This is a genomic window from Myxococcus stipitatus DSM 14675 (genome assembly GCF_000331735.1).
Lineage (GTDB): Bacteria > Myxococcota > Myxococcia > Myxococcales > Myxococcaceae > Myxococcus > Myxococcus stipitatus.
In genome coordinates this window covers 2,930,203-2,952,443 of record NC_020126.1, presented here as the reverse complement: position 1 = coordinate 2,952,443, position 22,241 = coordinate 2,930,203, and the positions used below count along the sequence as shown (strand labels likewise).

Annotated in this window: 18 protein-coding genes; 6 read left to right on the top strand and 12 right to left on the bottom strand. The window is 68.9% G+C overall.

Going from position 1 to position 22,241, the window contains the following annotated elements; genetic code table 11:
- Window positions 1–15 precede the first annotated feature (15 nt).
- Together MYSTI_RS11595 and MYSTI_RS11590 are read left to right on the top strand one after the other, a co-directional pair.
- Complete coding sequence (locus tag MYSTI_RS11595; protein WP_015347932.1) at window positions 16–354, top strand: DUF971 domain-containing protein; 339 nt, start codon at window positions 16–18, stop codon at window positions 352–354.
- Window positions 355–376: 22 nt separating this feature from the next.
- Complete coding sequence (locus tag MYSTI_RS11590) at window positions 377–2,260, top strand: serine/threonine-protein kinase (RefSeq protein WP_015347931.1); 1,884 nt, start codon at window positions 377–379, stop codon at window positions 2,258–2,260.
- Between the two features lie 134 nt (window positions 2,261–2,394).
- Here the strand turns inward: MYSTI_RS11590 and MYSTI_RS11585 are convergent, their stop codons facing one another.
- From MYSTI_RS11585 to MYSTI_RS11565, 5 genes are all read right to left on the bottom strand, one after another.
- Window positions 2,395–2,919, bottom strand: coding sequence for a ClpXP protease specificity-enhancing factor SspB (locus tag MYSTI_RS11585; RefSeq protein ID WP_015347930.1), 525 nt, complete (start codon window positions 2,917–2,919; stop codon window positions 2,395–2,397).
- A gap of 34 nt (window positions 2,920–2,953) precedes the next feature.
- Complete coding sequence (smpB, locus tag MYSTI_RS11580; RefSeq protein ID WP_015347929.1) at window positions 2,954–3,445, bottom strand: SsrA-binding protein SmpB; 492 nt, start codon at window positions 3,443–3,445, stop codon at window positions 2,954–2,956.
- Between the two features lie 16 nt (window positions 3,446–3,461).
- Window positions 3,462–4,316, bottom strand: coding sequence for a pantoate--beta-alanine ligase (gene panC / locus MYSTI_RS11575; RefSeq protein ID WP_015347928.1), 855 nt, complete (start codon window positions 4,314–4,316; stop codon window positions 3,462–3,464).
- Window positions 4,317–4,318: 2 nt separating this feature from the next.
- On the bottom strand, window positions 4,319–5,248 hold the full coding sequence (panB, locus tag MYSTI_RS11570) for a 3-methyl-2-oxobutanoate hydroxymethyltransferase (RefSeq protein ID WP_015347927.1): 930 nt from the start codon (window positions 5,246–5,248) through the stop codon (window positions 4,319–4,321).
- Window positions 5,249–5,414: 166 nt separating this feature from the next.
- Entirely contained in the window at window positions 5,415–6,059 is a 645-nt protein-coding gene (locus MYSTI_RS11565; protein ID WP_015347926.1) for a deoxynucleoside kinase, read from the bottom strand.
- A 231-nt stretch (window positions 6,060–6,290) separates the two neighbouring features.
- Here MYSTI_RS11565 and MYSTI_RS11560 point away from each other — a divergent pair, with 231 nt between their 5' ends.
- Window positions 6,291–6,569 (top strand): hypothetical protein, encoded by a 279-nt coding sequence (locus tag MYSTI_RS11560; RefSeq protein WP_015347925.1) that lies wholly within the window; start codon window positions 6,291–6,293, stop codon window positions 6,567–6,569.
- A gap of 25 nt (window positions 6,570–6,594) precedes the next feature.
- Here the strand turns inward: MYSTI_RS11560 and rsmA are convergent, their stop codons facing one another.
- The 5 genes from rsmA to MYSTI_RS11525 form a co-directional block, all read right to left on the bottom strand.
- A complete protein-coding gene (gene rsmA, locus MYSTI_RS11555) occupies window positions 6,595–7,473 on the bottom strand; it encodes a 16S rRNA (adenine(1518)-N(6)/adenine(1519)-N(6))-dimethyltransferase RsmA (protein WP_015347924.1) in 879 nt (292 codons plus the stop codon).
- Between the two features lie 14 nt (window positions 7,474–7,487).
- Entirely contained in the window at window positions 7,488–8,483 is a 996-nt protein-coding gene (gene tsaD, locus MYSTI_RS11550) for a tRNA (adenosine(37)-N6)-threonylcarbamoyltransferase complex transferase subunit TsaD (protein WP_015347923.1), read from the bottom strand.
- A gap of 55 nt (window positions 8,484–8,538) precedes the next feature.
- Window positions 8,539–11,226, bottom strand: a complete 2,688-nt coding sequence (locus MYSTI_RS11545) for a response regulator (RefSeq protein WP_015347922.1) — start codon at window positions 11,224–11,226, stop codon at window positions 8,539–8,541.
- Between the two features lie 134 nt (window positions 11,227–11,360).
- On the bottom strand, window positions 11,361–16,547 hold the full coding sequence (locus MYSTI_RS45655) for a J domain-containing protein (RefSeq protein WP_015347921.1): 5,187 nt from the start codon (window positions 16,545–16,547) through the stop codon (window positions 11,361–11,363).
- Between the two features lie 33 nt (window positions 16,548–16,580).
- A complete protein-coding gene (locus MYSTI_RS11525) occupies window positions 16,581–17,084 on the bottom strand; it encodes a tRNA (cytidine(34)-2'-O)-methyltransferase (RefSeq protein ID WP_015347920.1) in 504 nt (167 codons plus the stop codon).
- Between the two features lie 17 nt (window positions 17,085–17,101).
- Here MYSTI_RS11525 and MYSTI_RS11520 point away from each other — a divergent pair, with 17 nt between their 5' ends.
- The gene (locus tag MYSTI_RS11520; RefSeq protein WP_015347919.1) at window positions 17,102–17,479 is read left to right on the top strand and encodes a DUF192 domain-containing protein; all 378 of its coding nucleotides are present in this window, start codon (window positions 17,102–17,104) and stop codon (window positions 17,477–17,479) included.
- A 90-nt stretch (window positions 17,480–17,569) separates the two neighbouring features.
- Complete coding sequence (locus tag MYSTI_RS11515) at window positions 17,570–18,334, top strand: Stp1/IreP family PP2C-type Ser/Thr phosphatase (protein WP_015347918.1); 765 nt, start codon at window positions 17,570–17,572, stop codon at window positions 18,332–18,334.
- A 98-nt stretch (window positions 18,335–18,432) separates the two neighbouring features.
- Here MYSTI_RS11515 and MYSTI_RS11510 read toward each other — a convergent pair whose 3' ends face one another.
- Window positions 18,433–19,464 carry a nucleotidyltransferase family protein gene (locus MYSTI_RS11510; RefSeq protein WP_015347917.1) on the bottom strand — a complete coding sequence of 344 codons (1,032 nt, stop codon included), beginning with the start codon at window positions 19,462–19,464 and terminating at the stop codon, window positions 18,433–18,435.
- Window positions 19,465–19,492: 28 nt separating this feature from the next.
- Complete coding sequence (locus MYSTI_RS11505) at window positions 19,493–20,533, bottom strand: aminoglycoside phosphotransferase family protein (protein WP_015347916.1); 1,041 nt, start codon at window positions 20,531–20,533, stop codon at window positions 19,493–19,495.
- Between the two features lie 316 nt (window positions 20,534–20,849).
- Between MYSTI_RS11505 and MYSTI_RS11500 the strand changes: the two genes are divergently transcribed.
- Window positions 20,850–22,220: a pyridoxal-phosphate dependent enzyme gene (locus MYSTI_RS11500; protein WP_015347915.1), complete on the top strand. Its 1,371-nt coding sequence runs from the start codon at window positions 20,850–20,852 to the stop codon at window positions 22,218–22,220.
- The last annotated feature ends 21 nt before the right edge of the window (window positions 22,221–22,241 follow it).

Sequence of the window (22,241 nt, the reverse complement as noted above, 5' to 3'; positions counted from 1 at the left end):
CGGAAAGGTGCAACGTTGAGCTTCTGGGACCGCATCAAGCCCTCGACCCCCACCGCCACCGCGACGGACGCTCGCCTGTCGTCGGATGGCTCCCGTCTGGAGCTGACCTGGGATGATGGCGCGAAGTCGACCGCCACCGCGCAGGCACTTCGCCAACACTGCCCCTGCGCTGGCTGTGTGGACGAGTGGACCAACCAACGCACGCTGGACACCACCCAGGTCCCCGCGAACCTGCAGGTGAAGCAGGTGCACCCGGTGGGCAACTACGCGCTGACGTTCGCCTTCAGCGACGGCCACACCACCGGCATCTACCCCTGGAAGCTGCTGCGCGAACTCACCCAGCCCATCAACTGAAGCATCTGCCCGGAGCTTCGCCGTGAATGAACGCTATCGGCTCATCAGGCCCCTGGCTTCTGGAGGCATGGCGGAGCTCTTCCTCGGGGTGGCGCGCGGCGCGGAGGGCTTCGAGCGCACCGTCGCCATCAAGCGCATCCTGCCGCACCTGGCGAAGGAGCCGGACATCGCTCGGATGTTCCTGGCGGAGGCTCGGCTCGCCACCCAGCTTCAGCACCAGAACATCGCCACGGTGTTCGACGTGGGCGAAGACGCATCGGGCCTCTTCCTGGTGATGGAGCTGGTGGACGGTTGGGATCTGGGCGTGCTGCTGCGGCTCGCCGCCAGGCAGGGGCGGCGCTTTCCTCCTCACCTCGCGGCGTTCATCACGCTCCAGTCACTCGCGGGCCTGCACCACGCCTACCGCAAGACGCACGAGGGACGGCCGGTCATGGTCGCCCACCGGGACGTCTCACCGTCCAACATCCTCGTGTCCCGTGAGGGCGAGGTGAAGGTGACGGACTTCGGCATCGCCCGACTGAGCGGTGCGTCCTTCACCGAGCCTGGGCTCTTCAGGGGCAAGGAGGCCTACAGCGCTCCCGAGGTCCTTCAAGGCGCCCCCGCCACGGAGCTCAGCGACCAGTTCTCCTTGGGGCTCGTCTTTCACGAGCTGCTCACGGGTGCGCATCCGTTCGCTGGCATCACGGCGTCGGGCTCGGTCGCGGTGGCCATCGTCTCGCGCGAAGTGCCGGCATTGCCACCAGGGGTTCCCGCACCACTCGCCGATGCGGTCCGCCGCATGCTGGCCCGTGCGCCGGAAGCCCGGTTCCCCTCGGCCCAGGCCGTGGGGGGAGTGCTCGCGCGATGGCTGTCACAGTCGGGCGAGCCCACGACCGCCGACGTACTCACCACCTTCCTGTCGACGCTGGCTCCGCCCCCCACGCTCCAGGAGCAAGGTGAAGCGGCTGCGCCTCCCGCGCCCGAGGTGCCCGCGTCGTCCATGTCCAGCTTCGCGGTGGACATGCTCATGCAGGAGCAAGAGCCGTCAGAGATGGCGGGCGTCGAGATGAGCTCCAGTGGACGGCTCATCCATCGCTGCGCGCGCTGTCTGACTCCTCTGTCCGCGCCCCGTGCGGCTTGCTCCGTCTGCGATTCGGATCTCGTGCTTCACGCCCATGCGATGGCTTCCGCGAGCGGGCCGATGACCGGCGGCGTGAACCGTGTACCAGCAGTGCATCCGGGTCAGGCCTCTGTGCCAAGCCATGGCAACGGCGAGGGTCGGCGCTCCATGAATGCGGGCACGCGTTCTGGGGACTCGTCACCGGGAGGCGTACCGCAGGGTCCCCCTGGAGCCAGGACTCCGCCTGGCGTGGGTGCGCTCGCCGGTGGTGCTCCGCAGCGCCCTCTCCCGGATTCAGCATCGCAGCCTGCCGCCGGGACGTTGAGCCTCGCGGACAGCGTCGAGTCCGTGGGTCGTCGCCCCTCCGCGCCCAGCGTGCTTCGGGCCGGCGCGGATGCCTTGGAGCTCGAGGAGCGAGCGCCTCGCCCGGCGGGCGATTGGGAGGGGAGCCCCCAGTTCGCCGCGCCTTCGCGACGATGGGGTCGACTCGTCATCGCGCTTCTGGGCATCGGGGTCGCCGTGGGCGGCAGCATGTGGCTGTGGCCGCAGCGAAACAGAATCTCGAGTCGCCTCAAGGCCAGCCTCAACCAGCCCGTGGCCACCCCTGTGCTCATGCTCATGAGCGAGCCTTCCGGAGCCACCGTCCTCGTCGATGACAGGCCCGTGGGGACGACGCCCCTCGCCCTCGACAACCTCTTCCCCGAGGGCCCCGTCAACGTCCAGGTTCGCCTCAAGGGCTACCGGACATGGAAGGGGTCCTTCCCCGGCGGCGAAGCGACGCAGCTCGAGGTGAAGCTCCACCGCTGAAGGCCTCCGCGCGGCTCCACATCACCCAATCACCGAAGCCGCACAGCCTCAACCCGACACTCGATGCACTGCACCGTGTACCCGGGCATCCCCGCGGGGACGGAAGGGCGCACAACCCGCGCCCTTCCGAAGACTCACTTCACCAGGCGCAGGTGTCCCCGACGCGGCGGCGGTGCATCATCCTTGGGCCCCTCCGGCGGGACTTCCGCCGCAGCAGCGGCCACGGGAGGCGCCTCATCCACCGGCTCCGCGGGCACCTCGCGCAGGAAGGTGCGCGGACGCTCCGAGGCAACCGGCACCGGCTGCGGCGAAGGACGCGGCGCCACCGGCTGCTGAAGCAGCTCCGGCGGCATGTCCTCCATGTACATCCACGACTCCTTCGTCACATGGCTGGCAATGGCGAACAACGCCGACCAGGGCACCGCCACCTTGAAGCGAGACCCCGAGAAGCTCAGCGTACAACGCACGCCCCACTCCCCCACCGTCAGGTCCGGCGGGTCAAAGCGATACGACAGGTTGAGACGCAGATGCGCCTCACCCCGCAGCGAAACGGGAACGAGCACACCCGGCCGGCGCGCATCCAGGTGGATCATCACCATCCCCTGGTCCAGCGCGGCGAGCAGTCGTTCCTTCTTGTCCAAATCCTTCGAGTCGTCCATCCGGTGTACGGCGGTAGAAATTCGGGAGCGCCCCTCAACGACGGCGCACAGCCCGGTCCATCTCCCGCTTCGTCTCCCGTTCCTTGATGTCTTGGCGCCGGTCCTCGTGTGTCTTGCCCCGACAGAGCCCCAGCTCCACCTTGGCGCGCCCTTTCTTGAAATACAGCACAAGCGGGATGATGGAATAACCACGCTCCCGCACCTTGGTGACCCAACGGTCAATCTCCGCCCGATGCATCAGCAGCTTCCGGCCGCGCGTGGGCAGATGGTCGAACACGCTGGCGGACTTGTAGGAGCCAATGTGGGCATTGAGCAAGAACAGCTCGCTGCCCTTGGGAAGCGCATAGGCGTCCGAGAGGTTGGCCACCCCTTCTCGCAACGACTTCACCTCACTTCCCGTCAGCTCCAGACCCGCCTCCACTTTCTCATCGACGGTGTAGTCGAAGCGCGCACGCCGATTCTCGGCGACCACCTTGATTGCCTGCTCGCCGCCCGCCGGCCCTTTCGACTTTCCGCCCGATGCCATACGTGTCTGGGGTCTCCTAACCGCCCAACGCCATGTTGTCGATGAGCCGTGTCGTGCCGCTGAAAGCCGCCACAAGCAAGCGAGCAGTCTGTCCAGGAGCCACGGAGTCGAGCGGCGTGAGGCGCTCGGCGTCCACCAGCTCCACGTAGTCCTCGCGCAGCCCGGCCGCCGCCAGCTCGTGCCGGACGGCCCCCGTCAGCGCCGCCGCGTCCCGGGTCTCTCCCTGCAGCAACGTGAGCGCCGCCCTCAGTCCTCGCGACAGAGACAGCGCGCGCTGCCTCTCTTCTGGGGACAAGTAGGCATTTCGGCTGCTCATCGCCAGCCCGTCGGGCTCGCGAATCGTCGGCATCCCGACGATGTCCGCCCCCAGGTGCAGGTCGCGGTTCAACGCCCGGATGACCTGGAGCTGCTGGTAGTCCTTCTCCCCGAAGAGCGCGACCTCCGGACGGAAGAGCGCCAACAGCTGGGTGACGATGGTCGCCACGCCTCGGAAGTGCCCCGGACGTCGGGCACCACACAGGCCCTGGCTGACGTCCGTGACCTCCACGTACGTCTGGTAGCCGGGGGGATACATGGCTTCAGGCCCGGGCGCGAAGACGACATCCGCCCCCGCGGCGCCACACTTGGCCAGGTCTCCCTCGAAGTCTCGCGGGTAACGCGAGAGGTCCTCCCGAGGCCCGAACTGGGTCGGATTGACGAAGAGGGAGACGGCCACCACGTCGGCGCGACGGCGCCCCTCGCGAATGAGCGAGAGGTGCCCTTCATGCAGGTAGCCCATGGTGGGCACCAGCGCGAGCCGGCGCCCCTCACGGCGCAAGCCCGCCGCCCACGTCTTCACTTCTTCCACGGTGCGCAGGACGGCGGGCGTCATGGTTACACCGGGATTCCGTAGACGGGGCCGACCTTCTCTTCACCACCCTCGGCGGAGACCGGGGTGTCGCCCTGGAGCGGCGCCCCCGCGCTCATCGCCGGAGCGGTCACCGCGCGCAGGCCCTTGGTCGCCTTGAACGAGTGCTCCTCATCCGGGAACACGCCTTCGCGGACCTCAGAGAAGAAGGCCCCCACCGCGTCGGAGATGGACCCGTGCAGGTTGGCGTAGTGCTTGACGAACTTGGGCTTGAAGTCCGGGTTCATCCCCAAGAGGTCGTAGCAGACGAGCACCTGTCCATCACAGGACTTGCCCGCGCCGATGCCGATGACCGGGATGGAGAGCCGCTGCGTGATCGTGCGCGCTAGGTCTAGAGGCACGCCCTCCAGGACGAGCGAATAGGCACCCGCGGCCTCCAGGGCCAGCGCGTCGTCGAGAATCTTGCGGCCCTGCTCCTCGTCGCGGCCCTGGACGACATAGCCGCCCATCTTGTGGACCGACTGCGGCGTCAGCCCCAGGTGCCCCATCACCGGGATGCTGGCCCGGACGATGGCTCGCACCGTGTCGGCGAACTCGGAGCCACCCTCCAGCTTCACGCTGCCCACCCCACCCTCCGTCACCAGCCGCCCCGCGTTGCGGACCGCGTCCTGCGGGGACACCTGGTAGCTCATGAAGGGCATGTCGCCCACCACGTGCGCGCGCCGCGTGCTCCGGGTGACCGCCGCCGAGTGGTAGACCATCTGGTCCATCGTCACCGGCAGCGTGGAGTCATGTCCCTGGACCACCATGCCCAGGGAGTCGCCCACGAGCAGGACGTCCGCTCCCGACTGGTCGAAGATGCGGGCGAACGTGGCGTCGTATGCGGTGACCATGCAGATCTTCTGGCCGATCTGCTTCAGGCGCTTCAGCGTATGGATGGTGACCTTGTCCTTCACGGTTCACCTCCTATGGGGTGAGAGTGGGTACGGCATGTGCCGACCCCGTTCCCCTCGCCGTCCTGGGTGGATCGCCGGGGGCCTCGAAGTCGACCCCCGCAGTGTAACGCCCCCGAAAGCGCCGTGGGGCGCCTTCTCGAGGGTGCAACCCGCCGGGAGCCCGAAATCAGGCCCGCCTGGACGCCTTGGGCTGATAGTGCTGGCTGCCGGTCTTCGCCTTCTCGATGACCGCGAGCAGATCTTCCCGGTCAAACTCGTTATTCACGAAGTCGATGTCCGAGGTGTCGACCACGAGCAGCGGCGTCTCCGTGTAGTGCGAGAAGAAGTTGTTGTAGGCGTGGACGAGGCCTTCCAGGTACGCGGCGTCGAACTTGCGCTCGAACTCGCGGCCGCGCTTCTTGATTCGCTGCAGCAGCACGTCGAGCCGGGCCTGGAGATAGACGACGAGGTCGGGCTTGGTGACGCGGGGCCCGAGCGCCTCGAAGACCCGCTCGTAGAGGGCCAGCTCGTGCGCATCCAGGTTGAGGTGCGCGAAGATGCGGTCCTTGGCGAACAGGTAGTCGCTGACGGTGACGGAGCGGAAGAGGTCCTGCTGGAACAGCTCCTGCTGCTGCCGGAAGCGCGACAGGAGGAAGAAAATCTGGGTCTGGAACCCGAACTTCTGCCGGTCCGTATAGAAGTTGGAGAGGAAGGGGTTCTCCTCCACGACTTCCAGGACGCGACGCGCGCTCAGGCGCTCCGAAAGGATGTTGGAGAGGCTCGTCTTGCCGACGCCAATGGGCCCCTCGACCACGATGTACCGGTAGTCCATCCGCCCAAGGCCTCCCGACCCGGAATGCACGGAAGCGGCCCGAGGTGCCCTCAGGAAACGAGGACGTGGGGCCACGCGTGGGGGCGCGGATAACACAACCTGGCCGCCGTCTTCCCACAATTTTCCAAGGCCCAGGCCGTGCCACCAGCACCAGGGCTGGCTTGACGCTGTGGGTGGCATCCCCTACGGTCCGGCCGATTCCATGGCGTGTGAGCGGGGTGCCCTTCAGTCATGAGCGGGAGGCAGCGGGCGAAGACGGTGGTGCATCTGGAGGAGGCCCGCCAGAGCACGCCGCCCAAGGCATCGACTCCACCTCCCGTGGAGACGGACCCGCTCTATGGCGTGGTGCTGTTGAAGACCGCCCTGGAGCTCAAGCGACGCAAGGATGGCACGGTGGAGGACATCCTCCGCGATGTCCTGGCCCGCATGCGCATCCCCGAGCACGAGTTCCGCGCCTTCCTGGAGCAGCAAGGCGGACTGGGCCAGCTGCTCGGCATGCGCGGCCCGTAGGCCCGTCACCTCGGGCCCAGCGCCCCTACTCTTCCGACTCCGCCGAGGACAGGTCCACCGGCGCCTTCACGGTGCCCGGAGCCACGGGGCCCAGCGCGCGCTCCAGGGCGGCGAACTCCTCCGGCGCGAGCGTCTCCGCGCGGCGCTGCGGGTCGATGCCCGCCGTCTCCAGCGCGGCGACCCACGCATCGTGCGAGGCCAGCGCCTTGTCGGACTTGAGCGAATTGAGCAGCGTCTTGCGGCGCTGCGCGAAGGCGGCCTTCACCACGCGGGTGAAGCGGGCCTCGTCGATGATGGGCGCACGGGGCGTCGCGCGGCGCGTGAGGGACAGCACCGCGGAGTCCACCTTCGGAGGCGGATGGAAGCGCCAGGCCTCCAGCGTGAGCACGTTCTCCGCGTCGAAGTGCAGGCCCAGGAGCACGGTGAGCAGGCCGTAGTCCCGCGAGCCCGGCTCCGCGGCGAGCCGCTCCACCACTTCCTTCTGGAGCGTGAAGACGGCGCGAGAGACTTGCGCGCGCTGCTCCAGCACCTGGAACAGGATGGAGCTGGTGAGGTGATACGGCAGGTTGCCCGCGACGGCGACGTCGGGCGCGCCGGCCACCTCGGCGAAGTTCACCGTGGCGGCGTTGCCGGCCACCACGCGAACCCCGGGGATGGCCTCCTTCTCCAGCACTGTCACCATGTCCCGGTCGCGCTCCACGGCGGTGACCTTGGCGCCGGTGGCGGCGAGGAAGCGCGTGAGGTGGCCCAGGCCCGGGCCCAGCTCGACGACGGGCTCGCCTTCGCGCAAGTGGAGCGCGTCGGCGATGGCGCTCAGGGCGTCCTCGTCTCCGAGGAAGTTCTGGCCCCAGCTGTACTTGGCGCGCAGACCATGGCGCTTGAGAATGTCTCGCGGCGATTCCACCCGGGCGTCCCTCGTCACATGCGCCAGGCGGGGTCGGCCGCCAGGCGGAAGTCTCCGCGCAGACCGCGGCGCCACGCCTCATATCCCGCGACGGCGATCATCGCACCATTGTCCGTGCACAACCGCACCGGGGGCAGGAACATGCGCAGCCCTCGCTCCTGGGCCCGCTGCTGACACAGCGCCCGAAGCCGCGAGTTGGCGGCCACGCCCCCACACAACACGAGCTTCGTGTGGCCCAGCCGGCGCGCGGCGGCCACCAGCTTCTTCGACAGCACGTCCGCCACCGCCTCCTGGAAGGACGCGCACAGGTCGGAGAGCGCCTGGCCCTCCGGGACGCCGTGCTTCTGCACGTGGTGGAGCACCGCCGTCTTCAGCCCGGAGAAGGAGACGTCGAAGTTGTCTCCCGGCAGCGCGCGCGGGAAGCGGATGGCCTCCGGGTTCCCCTTCTGCGCGAGCTGGTCGATGGGCAGCCCTCCCGGGTACGGCAGCCCGAGGATGCGCGCCGTCTTGTCGTACGCCTCACCCGCGGCGTCGTCGCGCGTGCTGCCCACCAGCCGGTAGTGGCCGAAGTCCTTCACCTCATAGAGGCTGGTGTGCCCGCCCGAGACGACAAGCCCGAGGAACGGCGGCTCCGGCGCATCCTCGAGCAGCCGGATGGCGAGCAGGTGGCCCTCCAGGTGGTTGGCGCCGACGAAGGGCTTTCCGGTGGCGAGGCTCAACCCCTTGGCCACCTGGAGCCCCACCAGCAGCGCGCCAATCAGCCCCGGGCCCGAGGTCACGGCGATGAGGTCCACATCGTCGAGCGTCTTCTCGGCGCGGGTGAGCGCCTCGTGCACCACCGGCATCACCTGGACGATGTGGTTGCGCGACGCCAGCTCCGGCACCACGCCCCCCCAACGACGGTGGATGTCCACCTGGGTGGAGACGACGTCCGACAACACCCGCCGGCCGTCTTCCACGACGGCGGCGGCGGTCTCATCACAGGAGGTTTCCAGTCCGAGGACGAGCAAGGCGACTCACTTCACTTCCAGCAGGCGGGGTTGCCAGCGCAGGTCCGCCGCCCGCTCAGTTGCCAAGCGTCTTGAGCATGGTGCGGACCTCGTTGGCGGACGCCCCCGAGGGTTCCAGCATCAAATACTTCTTGTAGGCGTCGGCCGCCTGGGAATTCTTGCCGATGGACTGGTAGGCCATGCCCAGCGACAGCCAGGCGCGGGAGTTCTTGTCGTCCTCGCGCACGACGTCCACGAGCAGCTTCGTGGCCTCGCGGAAGGCGGACTCGGACTCGAAGCCGTTGACCAGCGCGATGCCCAGCCCCGCCTTCGCCTCGGTCGACGTGGGCTTGATGGACAGGGCCTTGCGGAACTGAGCCGCGGCGGACTTGAAGCGCTGGCTGACGATGGCCGCGCGGGCCTGCTTGATGTACCCGGCGAACTCCACCTCCGGGTCCTGCACCACCTGCGTGGGCGGAGCTCCAGCGTCCTCCGCAGTCGGGGGCGCTTCCACGACCGGGGTGCCGGAATCGGCCTGGGCTTCCACGGGGGCCTCGACCACGGCCGTCCCCGCGTCCTCGACGGCCACGGGAGGCGGGGCCTCCACGACGGCGGTGCCCGAATCACTCGGGGCTTCCACGGGCGCGGGCGGGATGACTTCCGAGGGCCCCGGCGCGGGCGGCTTCTCCTGGGGCTGGCCCACCTTGGGCGGCTCCGGAGGCGGCGAGTCTCGTCCCCCCATCACCACCACCGCGGCCACCGCGCCCAGCAGGAAGAGCGCTCCGGCCACATAGAGCCCCGTGCGCTTGGAGCGGACCGCCGCCACATCTTCCGCGGGCGAGGGACTCGGGGTGGGCGTCGCCACCGCGGACGGAGTCGTTGGCGAGGCTGCCATCGCCGGCGTCACCGTGGGCGCGGGCGTCACCGGGGTGACGAGCGTCGGCGGAGGCGCGACAGGCGTCGGCGGCTCCTCCGGAATGGAGGGAGCGGGCGTGCGCTCCGGCGCTCCATGCCCTGGATACGGGGGCAACGCGAGCTGCGGCGGCGCGGGGACCTCCTCCACCTCCGCGATGGTGTCGACGTCGACAGGTGCGGCGTCGTTGCCGCTCACCAGCGTCACCTCGGATGAAGGCGGCGCGGGCGTCGGCGGAGGCACGGGCGGGAACGGATGCGGCCCCACCGCCGCGCCTCCGAAGATGGGCGCTCGAGGAGGCTGCGCGGGCTCCGCGACAGGAGCCGTCGACGCCACGGCGGGCACCGAGCCCGAGTTCCCCTGCCCGGCATAGGACCGATGCCCTGGTGCCCACACGGAGGACGGCCCCCAGGTCGTGGGCGCGCTGATGCCCTCCGTGTCCACGCGGCTCCAGTCGAGCAACAGGCTGCGGTGCGCGTGCTCCACGGCGCGGTGCGCGGGCGGCGGCTCCACGAGGAACGACGAGCCCTCCGCCACCGCGGGCGGCAGCGTGGGCGCCTCGCCATCCACGTCCAGGCCACTCGGCTCCAGACGCTTGGGCTTCGCGGGGAAGACCACCACGTTGGCCGGGGCCGTGGGCACCGGCGCCGAGACACGCTCCTCGGGCGGCGCCGTGACAGGCTCCTCTTCGACTCCCGCGGGCGGCGCGAGCACGCTGGGCGGCATCGCGCGCGCGACGGGCACCTCCGGAGGCGTCGGGAGGGGCGGCACCGGGAGCGGCTCGGGCGTCGCGGGCGTGACAATCTGGGGCGGCGGAGTGGGCTCGACGGCGGGGGCGCTCGGGGGCGGCGCGGCGTTGAGCCACTGCTCGATGCCCGGCTTGCTGCTCTGCACCGGCTCCAGCGGAGCGTTGCCCAGCTCCCGGATGAGCCCCTCGAAGTACAGCTTGCTGATGATGCCCAGCGCGGCCAGGTCCTCGAAGTCCGAGTCCTCCACCACGCGACTCAGCGCGCGCTTGCCGTCGAACAGGCGCAGCAGCCCGTTCACCTCGTCCGGAATCTCGGAGAGCCGGTCGGCGAGCTGGTGGTAGTCAATCTCGAACACCGTCTCCAGCGGCGGGAGCTGCTCGAGCATGCGCCCCCACTCGTCGAGGCGACGCATGCCCTCCATCAGCAGTCCCTGCGTGGAGATCTCGATGCGCTCGGGCCTGTCCAGCGTGGTGAACTGGACGTCGAACTGCCCCTCGAAGGTGTTGAGCAGCCGGTAGAAGGCGTTCTCGCCCTTGAGCCGGCCCAGCTCCGCGTCGATGACGCGGCCTTCCTTGAAGTAGACGGTGCCGGTGCGCTCGCCCTGGATGGCGATGACGCCCGTCTTGCGGCCAATCTCGAACGTCTGGACCAGGTCCACCACGCCCATGTCCGCGAGGCTGCCGGCGAAGCCACCCTTCGTCGTCTCGCGCTTCTCGATCCTCTCCTTCTCCGCCTTCTGGAGGATCATCTTCACGCGGGTGACGATCTCTTTGATGTAGATCGGCTTCGTCAGGTAGTCGTCGCCACCCAGCTCCAGCCCGCGCACCTTGAACTCGACCGACTTCTGACTCGTCAGGAAGACGAACGGGATGAACTTGAAGCGCTCGTCGGACTTGAGCGCCTTGCACAGCTCGAAGCCGTCCATCTCCGGCATCTTGGTGTCCGCGAGCACCAGATCCGGCGGGCTGATCTGCACCTTCTCGATGGCGTCCTTGCCGTGGATGGCCGTCGTCACGGAGAAGCCCGCCTTCTTCAGGCTGACCTCCATCACGCGGAGACTCTTGGCGTCTCCATCCACGAGGAGCAGGTGCTGCTTGGCCACGTTAACTGCCTTTCATCACGAAGGAGGAGTCGCGGAAGGACCCGGCGCGGGGAGCATCCTGCCCGCTTTCCAGGCATGTCAATGGGTTGGACGGAAGGGGCACCGCTGGAGTGGCCAGGGAGCGGGCGGCGGGGTCAGCGGAAGAAGCCCCCCTTCTTGGGTGGGTTCTTCTTCCGCATGTCGATCAGCCGCAGCTCCTGGTTGGCCTCCAGGTGCTTGGAGTTGGCGCGCACCGCCTCCCGGAAGTGCCGCTCCGCCCGGTCCATGTCCCCTTCGACCCGGGCGATGACGCCGAGCTGATAGTGGGCCCGGTCGCAGTTCGGATCCGCGCGGACCGCGTCCATCATCATCTGCTTGGCCTTGGGCATGTCCGCCTTGCGCGAGGGGTCCATGTAGATGGCCCAGCCTCGCGCGGCCAGGTAGGTCGCCTTGGGGTCCAGCGCGTAGGCCCGGTCGTAGTGGTCCGAGGCGGTGACGAAGTCGCGCTTGCGGAAGTAGACCTCGCCCATCTTGTACAGGTCGTCGGGGCTGCTCTCCGGGCGACCGGCCGTGGGACGAGCCCCCGTCGCGGGTGCCCCCGGCGCCGCGGCCTTCGGCATCGCCTGCTGGGTCTGGAGCGACTGGAGGTAGGTCTTGCGACGGGCGTCGTCGTAGAGGACCTCGTACGCCTCGCGGATGGCCTCGAAGACGGAGGTGATCTTCTGCGCGAGGTGCGGAAGCGTCGGCGGGAGGCGGTCGGGGTGGAAGACCTTGGCCAGGCGGAGGAAGGCCGCCTTCACCTGATCCCGGGAGGCGTCCTGGGAGACCCCCAGGACGTAGAAGTGGTCGCGGCGGGCCTGGACGTCGGCGTAGCGCTGCTCGATCTGCTGCGCGTGCCGAGCCTCGTCCGGCTTGGGGGGCTCCGTCGGGGCGGCGGGTGTGGCGGGGGCGGCGTCGGTGACGGGGACGCCCGTTGGCGCCGCTGGCGTTGCTCGCCCACCCAGCACGCCCATGTTCTCCATGGCACGGCGAAGCAGGCGCTGGCGCCTGAGCTTCGCTGCCTCGTCGGGGTTGGAGGGGTCTGCCGCCACGTCGTCCTCGTCGAAGTCCCAGTCGTCCAGATCACCCGACGGCTCGGTCCAATCAGTCTCGCCAGTTGGGCCGGTATTGTCACCGGGGAAGGTCTCGAAGCCTGATTCGATGGTTGCTTCGACAATGGCTTCGACAGGGGGCTCGTCCCCGCCGACATTCGCCTGATTGACATCCGAGCGGACGAGCGTCTCCAGGTGAGCATCCACCTGCTGGAGGGCCGCCTCGAAGGAGGCTGTCAGCGTTTCGGCGGCCTCGTCCTTGTCGAAGGAGACGATGCGCCAGAGGTCGTCCTCGCTGGCCTTGCCGCTCTTGGCTGTGGGGCCCAGGCGCAAGGGCGGGGGCGCGGCCACGGGGGCCGGGCGGGAGGCCCACAGGCTGTCGTCGACTTCCCTCGGAGCCGGCTCGGCGGGGAGATCCTCGGGTGAGAGGACCGGGGGTTCCGCGCTGGCGGAGGGAGTCAGGACCGGCGGGCCAGGGGGCGCGAAGGGGCGCGGGGTGGGGAGCGGCTCGGCGGCGGGAGTGGCGTCGGCCCAGAGCTCGAGTTCGGGCTCGGCCTCGAGCAGCGGGAGCTCCGCTTCGGGCGAGGAATCGGCGTCGAGGAGGGTCTCCTTGGCGCGCCAGGACTCGTCCTGGACGGGGACCTGATCTCTCGTGCGCGTGGGAGGGACGGTGCGGGGAGGCTCGTCGGCGAGCCACGCCTCGACGGGCTGCGGCTTCGAGCGGCGCAGGGCCTCCTCCATGTCGTGGAGGAGCTCTGCCTGGGCACGGTCTCTCGCGGAACGCAGGGCTTCGCGGCTCTCCGTGTGGAGGGGGAGCCCGGACTGGGATGCGGACGCGAGGGGTGGGACGTTGGTGGCGCGGGACGTGGAGGTCGTGAGCGGGGGTGGCTCGGAGTCGTCCGCCGGGATGATGTCTCCGACGTCGAGGGTCAGGGCCTCGATGTCGTCGGATGAGAGTTCCTCGATGGAGGTCGGAGGGGAACGCTCGAGGGATTGGGCGGCCGCGAACTGGGCCTCTTCCGCGAGGCGGGCTTCCTCGGCGAGACGGGACTCTTCGGCCAGGCGCTGTTCTTCGGCGAGTCGAGCCTGTTCGACCTGGCGAGCTTCCTTCGCACGGCGCACGGCATCGGCACGGCGGCGCTCGACCTCGAGGCGGACTTCTTCCGCGTGACGAGCCTCTTCGGCCAGTCGCGCTTCCTCGGCGAGGCGGGCTTCCTCTGCGAGACGAGCCTCTTCCGCCTGTTGGGCTTCTTCTGCGAGGCGAGCCTCCTCTGCACGGAGCGCTTCTTCCGCACGGAGCCGCGCGGCCTCCTCTGCGAGCCGGGCTTCTTCAGCGAGGCGCGCTTCCTCAACAAGGCGCTCTTCTTCCGCACGAAGTCGAGCCTCTTCTGCGAGCTGAGCCTCCTCGGCAGCACGACGCTCTTCTTCTGCGCGGAGCCGCGCGGCCTCCTCTGCTAGCCGAGCCTCTTCAGCGCGACGAACTTCCTCAGCAAGGCGCTCTTCTTCCGCACGAAGCCGCGCCTCCTCAGCGAGACGGGCCTCTTCTGCGAGACGGGCCTCTTCTGCGAGGCGGGCCTCCTCTGCGAGGCGGGCCTCCTCAGCGACGCGAGCCTCTTCTGCGACGCGAGCCTCTTCAGCGACGCGAGCCTCTTCTGCGACGCGAGCCTCTTCTGCGAGTCGGGCCTCCTCTGCGACACGAGCCTCTTCAGCGAGTCGGGCCTCCTCAGCGAGGCGAGCCTCTTCTGCGAGTCGAGCCTCCTCAGCGAGGCGGGCCTCCTCTGCGAGTCGAGCCTCCTCAGCGACGCGAGCCTCCTCAGCGACGCGAGCCTCTTCTGCGAGTCGAGCCTCCTCAGCGAGGCGGGCCTCCTCAGCGACACGAGCCTCTTCTGCGAGTCGAGCCTCTTCTGCGAGTCGAGCCTCTTCTGCGAGTCGAGCCTCTTCTGCGAGTCGAGCCTCTTCTGCGAGTCGAGCCTCTTCAGCGAGTCGAGCCTCTTCAGCGAGTCGGGCCTCCTCAGCGACGCGAGCCTCCTCTGCGACGCGAGCCTCCTCTGCGACGCGAGCCTCTTCTGCGAGTCGGACCTCCTCTGCGACGCGAGCCTCTTCAGCGAGGCGAGCCTCCTCTGCGACGCGAGCCTCCTCTGCGACGCGAGCCTCTTCAGCGAGTCGGGCCTCCTCAGCGAGTCGAGCCTCTTCTGCGAGTCGAGCCTCCTCTGCGACGCGAGCCTCTTCAGCGAGTCGGGCCTCCTCTGCGACGCGAGCCTCTTCAGCGAGGCGAGCCTCTTCTGCGAGTCGAGCCTCCTCAGCGACACGAGCCTCTTCTGCGAGTCGAGCCTCCTCAGCGACACGCGCCTCTTCTGCGAGTCGAGCCTCTTCTGCGAGTCGCGCCTCTTCTGCGAGTCGAGCCTCTTCTGCGAGTCGAGCCTCTTCTGCGAGTCGGGCCTCCTCAGCGAGGCGGGCCTCCTCAGCGACACGAGCCTCCTCAGCGACACGAGCCTCTTCTGCGAGTCGAGCCTCTTCTGCGAGTCGAGCCTCCTCAGCGAGGCGGGCCTCCTCTGCGACGCGGGCCTCCTCAGCGACGCGAGCCTCCTCTGCGACGCGAGCCTCCTCTGCGACGCGAGCCTCTTCAGCAAGGCGAGCCTCTTCAGCGAGTCGAGCCTCCTCAGCGAGACGGGCCTCCTCAGCAAGGCGAGCCTCTTCAGCAAGGCGAGCCTCTTCAGCGAGTCGAGCCTCCTCAGCGACGCGAGCCTCTTCTGCGAGGCGGGCCTCCTCTGCGACGCGAGCCTCCTCAGCGATGCGAGCCTCTTCTGCGAGTCGAGCCTCTTCTGCGAGTCGAGCCTCTTCTGCGAGTCGAACCTCCTCAGCGAGGCGGGCCTCTTCTGCGAGTCGAGCCTCTTCAGCGAGTCGAGCCTCTTCAGCGAGTCGGGCCTCCTCAGCGACGCGAGCCTCTTCTGCGAGTCGAGCCTCCTGAGCGAGGCGGACTTCTTCTGCGAGCCGAGCCTCCTCAGCACGGCGCGCTTCTTCAGCACGAAGCCGCGCCTCTTCGGCGAGTCGAGCAGCCTCGACAAGTCGTGCCTCCTCGGCACGACGCTCTTCCTCCGCACGGAGCCGAGCCTCTTCGGCACGACGGGCCTCCTCAGCCAGCCGCGCCACTTCGGCGAGTCGAGCCTCTTCCGCACGGCGCTCTTCTTCCGCACGAAGCCGCGCCTCTTCGGCGAGCCGCGCCTCCTCCGCCAACCGAGCCTCTTCGGCGACACGCGCCGCTTCCGCGCGAAGCCGAGCCTCTTCAGCGAGTCGCGCCTCCTCCGCCAATCGAGCCTCTTCGGCGAGGCGCTCCTCCTCCGCACGAAGCCGAGCCTCTTCAGCAAGCCGAGCCTCCTCGACCCGACGCGCCTCCTCCGCCAGCCGAGCCTCTTCAGCAAGCCGAGCCTCCTCGACCCGACGTGCCTCCTCCTCCAGCCGAGCCACTTCAGCAAGCCGAGCCTCCTCGACCCGACGCGCCTCCTCCGCCAGCCGAGCCTCTTCAGCAAGCCGAGCCTCCTCGACCCGACGCGCCTCCTCCGCCAGCCGAGCCTCTTCAGCAAGCCGGGCCTCCTCCGCCTCCCGCCGCCGAGCCTCCTCCCGCGCCTCCCACTCCTCCACCGACAGCGCCTCGACGCCCCCCTCGCGCTCGAGCACCAGCAACAGCGCCTCACGCGCGGGCGTCAGCGCCTCCGGCGCCCGGAACTCCCCCAGCGTCGCCAACAACTCCCGCTCGGACGCATCCGTAATCCACGGCTCGCACACCGAAACATCCGCGCACCGGAACACCCGCCCCTTCGCCCCACCCGCCCCCGCCCGCTCCAGTGCCGCTCGCACCACCCTCACGCCGGAGATGGGCTGGAACTCCGCCTCCACACTCCCCGGCTCGAAGGCCGCGCGCTCCGCCAACTCACTCAGCCGCCGGACATGGGCGAGCACCTGCTGCTCCACCACCGCGTCCGACTCGAGCCCGTGCTCCTCCAACAACTCCTCGTCCGCCGCCCCCGCCCCACCCCGCGCCCAGAGCGCATCCAACGCCTCCGCGCTCAACAGTCCACTCTGCAACAACGCCTGCGCCGGGCTCTGATACCCGAACCCCAGCCGAGTCCCCACGAGGTCTCCCTCGCGCAGCATCAGCCGCGACTCGCGCCCTCCCGCGGACAGCGTCAGCCATCCGGTGGCTCGGTTCTTGTGAGCGGAATACAGCGCTTCAGCGGCCTGCGACGAGTTCATCCTCACCGCACTCTAGTCCCTCCACACCGCCCCTCAACTTGCCGAGGGGGCCCGCCTGCCCGCCCCTGCGAAACAGACCTGTCGCAGGGCCTCGTACGTCCCCACCCCCACCGCCGTGGACAGGTTCATGCTCCGCCGCCCCTCCAGCATGGGAATCCCCAGCGCCGTCCCCGTCCCCCCCTCCATCACCTCCGGCAACAGCCCCGTCACCTCCGAGCCGAACACCAGGTGGTCCCCCTCCTCGAAGCGGGCCTCATACAAGGACTGCTCCGCCCGGGCCGAGAACAGCCACCGCCGGGCGTCCGGGTACGCCTCCACGTACGCCGCATAGGTCGGGTACAGCCGTAGAAATACCTTGTCCCAGTAGTCCAGCCCCGCCCGCTTGAGCTGGCGGTCATCGATGGAGAACCCCAGGGGCTCCACCAGGATGAGCCGGCAGCCCGTCACCGCGCACAGCCGGGCGACGTTGCCCGTGTTGGGGGGAATCTGAGGAGAGACCAGAACCAGATGCAGAGGACGCGCCAGGGGCTCGAGCATGGGGTAGAACGCGCTACATGCGCTGGAAGGTGACCAACGAGACGCGGCAACGGCCGCTGGCGGACCGGGCCGAGAAGGCAACGAACTTCGTCCAGCGTTTCAAGGGGCTGATGGGCCGCGCCGAGCTCGCCGTGGGCGAGGGCCTCCACATCCAGCCCTGCAACTCCATCCACACGTTCTTCATGCGCATCCCCATTGACGTCGCCTTCCTGGACGCCCAGGGGCGCATCGTCAAGCAGATGCTTGCACTCCCCCCATGGCGTGCGACATCGGTGTACTTCCAAGCACGCTCCGTCCTGGAGCTTCCCGCGGGGGTCCTGGCCGCCAGCGGCACCCAGGAGGGGGACCGGCTGAGCTTCGAGCCTGCCTCCCAGGCCCCGGTGTCCCCTGCCTGACCGGCGGGAGAGCACGTCTTTTGACCGTTTTCCGAGCGCTTTGTTAACGTGCGCCGCCAGTTTCTCGTCCCCTTAGAAGAGTCCCCGCGCATGCGCATCGAGGTAGCCGGCAGCACCCACGTCGGGATGAAGCGGAACCACAACGAGGACAACTTCCTCATGTTGCCCGACGAGTTCCTCTTCATCGTCGCGGACGGCATGGGAGGTCACTCCTCGGGCGAAATCGCCAGCCGCATCGCCGTGGACGAGCTGGGTGAGTTTTACAAGATGACGTCCAAGGACCAGGACAGCACCTGGCCCTTCAAGATGGACAAGCAGCGCAACTATGACGAGAACCGGTTGGCCACCGGTATCAAGCTCGCCAATGCGCGCATCTTCGAGAAGGCCAGCAGCGAGTCGAAGTACAAGGGCATGGGCACGACCATCGTCAGCGTGCACTTCGCCAGCGACGTCGCCTACGTCGGCCACGTGGGCGACAGCCGCGTGTACTTCTTCCGCTCGGGCGTCCTCAAGCAGATCACCGAGGACCACTCCCTTCTCAACGACTACCTCAAGGCGAAGAAGCTCTCGCCCGAGGAAGTGGAGAACTTCCCGCACAAGAACGTCATCGTCCGCGCCCTGGGCATGAAAGAGGCCGTCCAGGTCGACGTCTCCCGCGTGGAGCCGCAGCCGGGCGACGTCTTCCTGCTGTGCTCGGACGGCCTGAGCGGCATGGTGACGGACCCGCAGATGCAGGAGATTCTCGGGCGCACGCCGGAGCTGGACAAGGCGTGCTCCCAGCTCATCGACATGGCGAACGCCGCGGGCGGCAACGACAACGTCACCTGCGTGCTGGCCCGCTATCACCCGGCCTGAGCCTCGGCCCCCGGCGCCGCGCGGAGGACTCGCGCGGCGCTCGAGCCAGCAGCGGCCTCTGGAAGCCGGGCACCTCGCGAGGCCCCACCCAGCCGTCGTCAGCGCCCCGTCAACGGCGCGGGGATGCGGTGCGCTCCCCACGCGAGCACCTCGGTGAGCGTCTCACCCGAGGCAATCTCGGTCTGCTCGAAGACGGCGGTGCTCTGAAGCCGAGCGCCCGAGCCCACCTTCGCCCCCGTCCCCAGCGACACCGAGGCGCCCACGAAGGACCCATCGGCGACGCGCACGCCCCGGCCAAAGTACGCGGGGCCCTCCACCGTCGCCCCACAGACGTGGGCATCCGGGTGCGCCCACGACGAGCCGGGCCCGCGCACCGTGCCCGCCAGCGGCGAGTCCGCGCCCAGCCACTCGAGCCGCACCCGACCCGCGAGCACGTCCCGCACCGTGGCCAGATAGCGCGACGGCGTGCCCAAATCGGACCAGTACCCGTCCACGCGAACGCCCCGCACCCCCTGCCCCGCCTCCATCGCGCGCGCGAAGACGTCCCGGAAGATGTCCTCGGCCCCCTGCGGACTCATGAAGTCGAAGACGCGCGGGGACATCACGTGGACACCGGTGAAGTGCCACGGCATCAGCCCTTCGCCCCCCGGCCCTCGGCCCGCGATGCGGCGCACGCGCCCCGCCGCGTCCATCTCCACCGAGGCGTACTTCTCTCCCTCCGGCATGGGCAGCAACACCATGGTGGCCATGGCGCCCGAGGCCTGGTGCATCGCCACCACCGGCCGCAGGTCCACCGGGTAGAGGATGTCCCCGTTGTAGACGATGAAGTCCCCGTCGGAGAGGAAGTCCCGCAGGCCGCGGATGCCGCCGCCCGTGCCCTGGATGACGGGCTCGCGCACCACGTGGAGCGGAAGCCGGGCGCGCTCACACTCCTCGCGAGCCACCGCCTCCATCGTCTCCGGCAGGTGGTGCGTGTTGATGCCCACCGCGGTCACGCCGGCGGCCTTCAGCACCGCCAGGTGGTAGCGCAGGAGCGGCTGCCCCAGGAAGGGAAGCGCCGGCTTGGGCCAGGCTTCCGTCAACGGACGCAGGCGGGTGCCCAGACCCGCGCAGAGGACCATCGCCTTCATCGTCGACTCCCCTCCTGGGATGAGTGGCTCAGGGGGCCAGCTCGGGGACGTACTTCGACACCAGCGCCTGCAGCCCTCGCAGCTCCGGCCGCTGACGGAACGCCTCGCGCACGTAGCGCAGCGACGCGGGGATGGAGACGAGGAAGCCCGGGTTGCCCTTCACGCGGTTGATGAACTCGAAGCGGCCTGCGTCCTTCAGCTTGCGCTGCACGGTGAGCAGGTCGAAGAACGCCTTGAACTCCACCGCGTCGATTCGCTCGCCGCTCGCCTCCTCGAAGGTGGCGATGTAGCGGTCCAGCATGGCCTCCACGAAGGGCCGCTCCAGCTCCACGTAGCTGTCGCGCAAGAGCGCGACCAGGTCGTACTGGCGCGGGCCCTGGAGCGCGTCCTGGAAGTCGATGACCACCAGCTCGCCCTCCTTCACCATGATGTTGCGGCTCTGGTAGTCGCGGTGGGTGAAGCCTCGGGGCGCGGCGGCCAGCTGCTTCGCGATGGCGCGGAAGGTGCTGTCCAGCTCCGCGCGCTCGGCGGGCGTGGGCTGCTTCCCGCTCCAGGCCTCCAGGCCCCACTCGCGGAAGTGGTGCAGCTCCCAGTCGTACAGGTCCTCGTCGAAGGAGCGCGTGAAGGCCAGGCAGTCCGGGTCCTGGTGCTTCTCCGCCTTGGCGCGCAGGCGCGCGAGCAGGTCGATGGCGCGGGTGTAGAGCGCCTCATGGTGCTTGCCGCCCTCCAGCGCGGACTCGAAGGTGATGTCGCTCAGGTCCTCCAGCACCATCATCCCCGCGGGCTCGTCGTAGCGCAGGATGTGGGGCACGCGGACCTCCAGCTTCTGGAGGTAGCGGTGGACGTTGACGAAGGGCAGCTCCTTCGGCGGCTCACCCTTGGTGGCCTCCTCGCTCTTCTTCGTCGCGTTGAGCGGCATCTCCATCACCACCCAGCTTTCGGGCGGGGCACCCACGCGGTAGTACGAGCGATTGCTCGCGTCTCCCTTCAGCTTCTTGATGGGAGCCATGGGCACGGGACGGCCAATGGCCTGTCCCACCTGGTCGCGCAGGGCGGCCTCGAGTTCCATATCGACGGGGTTCTCCAAGGGGGTAGTGGCGCCAGAGTATCGGAGGGGCGTCGGTGCGCGTCAAAGGCCCCGCGGGGGGAATGCCCCCAAGCCCCCTCCCCTGTCGCGCAGGCAACGGCGACAACGCAGCCCAGCGGACTCTAGTCGCGGCGCGTCGCGAGCCCCCGGCCGCCCGGCCCCTGGACGGCCCCCCCTGGAAAATCTCCCCGGTGGACACTGTTACCCCTCGACACGGGAGCCCTTCTCCCGCTGTCGACCGGGCCTCGCCGGCGGCATATAAGACGCGCCGCGAACCCCTCTTTTTCTGGAAGCCGCGATGGACATCCACGACAACATCCTCAACGCCATTGGCAACACGCCCCTGGTCAAGCTCAACAAGCTCGTCGGTCCCAACGACGCGACCGTGCTGGTCAAGTGCGAGTTCATGAACCCGGGCGCGTCCATCAAGGACCGCATGGCGCTGTACATCATCGAGAAGGCCGAGAAGGAGGGGAAGCTCAAGCCCGGCGGCACCATCGTCGAGAACACCTCCGGCAACACCGGCATGGGCGTGGCGCTGGCGGCGGCGGTGAAGGGCTACAAGTGCATCTTCACGATGCCGGACAAGATGTCGCTGGAGAAGATCAACCGCCTGAAGGCGCTGGGCGCCCAGGTGGTGGTGACGCCGACGAACGTCCCCGCCGAGGACCCGCGCAGCTACTACGAGACGGCCAAGCGGCTGCACCGCGAGACGCCGGGCGCGTTCATGCTCAACCAGTACCACAACCCGGACAACATCGCGGCGCACTACGCCCTCACGGGTCCGGAGATTCACGAGCAGACGAGCGGCAAGATTGACTACTTCGTCTCCGGCCTGGGCACCGGCGGGACGATGAGCGGCGCGGGCAAGTACCTCAAGGAGAAGATTCCGGGCCTGAAGAACGTGGGCGTGGACCCGGTCGGCTCCGTGTACGAGGGCTACTTCAAGACGGGCAAGATGACCGAGCCGCACGTCTACAAGGTGGAAGGTATCGGCGAGGACATGCTGTGCGGCGCCATGGACTTCAAGGTCGTGGACGACGTGCGCCAGGTGGATGACCGCCAGTGCTTCATCGCGGCGCGGCGGCTGGCGCGCGAGGAGGGCATCTTCGCGGGTGGCTCCTCCGGCGCGGCGGTGCACGTGGCGGTGCAGCTCGCGAAGGAAGTGGGCAAGGGCAAGACCATTGTCGTCGTGCTCCCCGACTCCGGCAGCAGCTACATCAGCAAGTTCCACTCGGACGAGTGGATGCGCGACAACGGCTTCATGGAGGACAAGGGCACGGGCACCGTGCGCGACATCATCGGCGCCAAGCAGCGCGACGTGAAGACGGCGCGCAAGGGCGACCGCGTGGACCAGGTGGTGGAGACGATGCGCGGCCACGGCATCAGCCAGATGCCCGTGGTGTCCGAGGACGGCCGCGCGGTGGGCATGGTGCACGAGTATGACCTGCTCAACGCGCTGGTCGCCGGGAAGGTGAAGTTCGCCGACGCCATCGACTCCATCGTCGCCCCGCTCCAGGGCGCGCTGTCGCTGGACACGAGCATCGCCCGCCTGCGCGAGATTTTCGCGATGGACAACGTCGCCGTCGTGAAGGAAGGCGAGAAGGTCGTCGCCATCGTCACGAAGATCGACCTCATCGACTTCCTGCACCGCACGACGGCGTCCTAGCCGTCGCCCCGTCCGTCCGTT

Coding starts and splice junctions, on each gene's coding strand:
- MYSTI_RS11565 (WP_015347926.1), bottom strand. CDS start 6,059: ATGGACTACCGGTACATCGTGGTCGAGGGGCCCATTGGCGTCGGCAAG.
- MYSTI_RS11515 (WP_015347918.1), top strand. CDS start 17,570: ATGCGCATCGAGGTAGCCGGCAGCACCCACGTCGGGATGAAGCGGAAC.
- MYSTI_RS11500 (WP_015347915.1), top strand. CDS start 20,850: ATGGACATCCACGACAACATCCTCAACGCCATTGGCAACACGCCCCTG.
- MYSTI_RS11585 (WP_015347930.1), bottom strand. CDS start 2,919: ATGGACGACTCGAAGGATTTGGACAAGAAGGAACGACTGCTCGCCGCG.
- MYSTI_RS11525 (WP_015347920.1), bottom strand. CDS start 17,084: ATGCTCGAGCCCCTGGCGCGTCCTCTGCATCTGGTTCTGGTCTCTCCT.
- smpB (WP_015347929.1), bottom strand. CDS start 3,445: ATGGCATCGGGCGGAAAGTCGAAAGGGCCGGCGGGCGGCGAGCAGGCA.
- MYSTI_RS11505 (WP_015347916.1), bottom strand. CDS start 20,533: ATGGAACTCGAGGCCGCCCTGCGCGACCAGGTGGGACAGGCCATTGGC.
- panC (WP_015347928.1), bottom strand. CDS start 4,316: ATGACGCCCGCCGTCCTGCGCACCGTGGAAGAAGTGAAGACGTGGGCG.
- MYSTI_RS11520 (WP_015347919.1), top strand. CDS start 17,102: ATGCGCTGGAAGGTGACCAACGAGACGCGGCAACGGCCGCTGGCGGAC.
- MYSTI_RS45655 (WP_015347921.1), bottom strand. CDS start 16,547: ATGAACTCGTCGCAGGCCGCTGAAGCGCTGTATTCCGCTCACAAGAAC.
- MYSTI_RS11510 (WP_015347917.1), bottom strand. CDS start 19,464: ATGAAGGCGATGGTCCTCTGCGCGGGTCTGGGCACCCGCCTGCGTCCG.
- MYSTI_RS11560 (WP_015347925.1), top strand. CDS start 6,291: ATGAGCGGGAGGCAGCGGGCGAAGACGGTGGTGCATCTGGAGGAGGCC.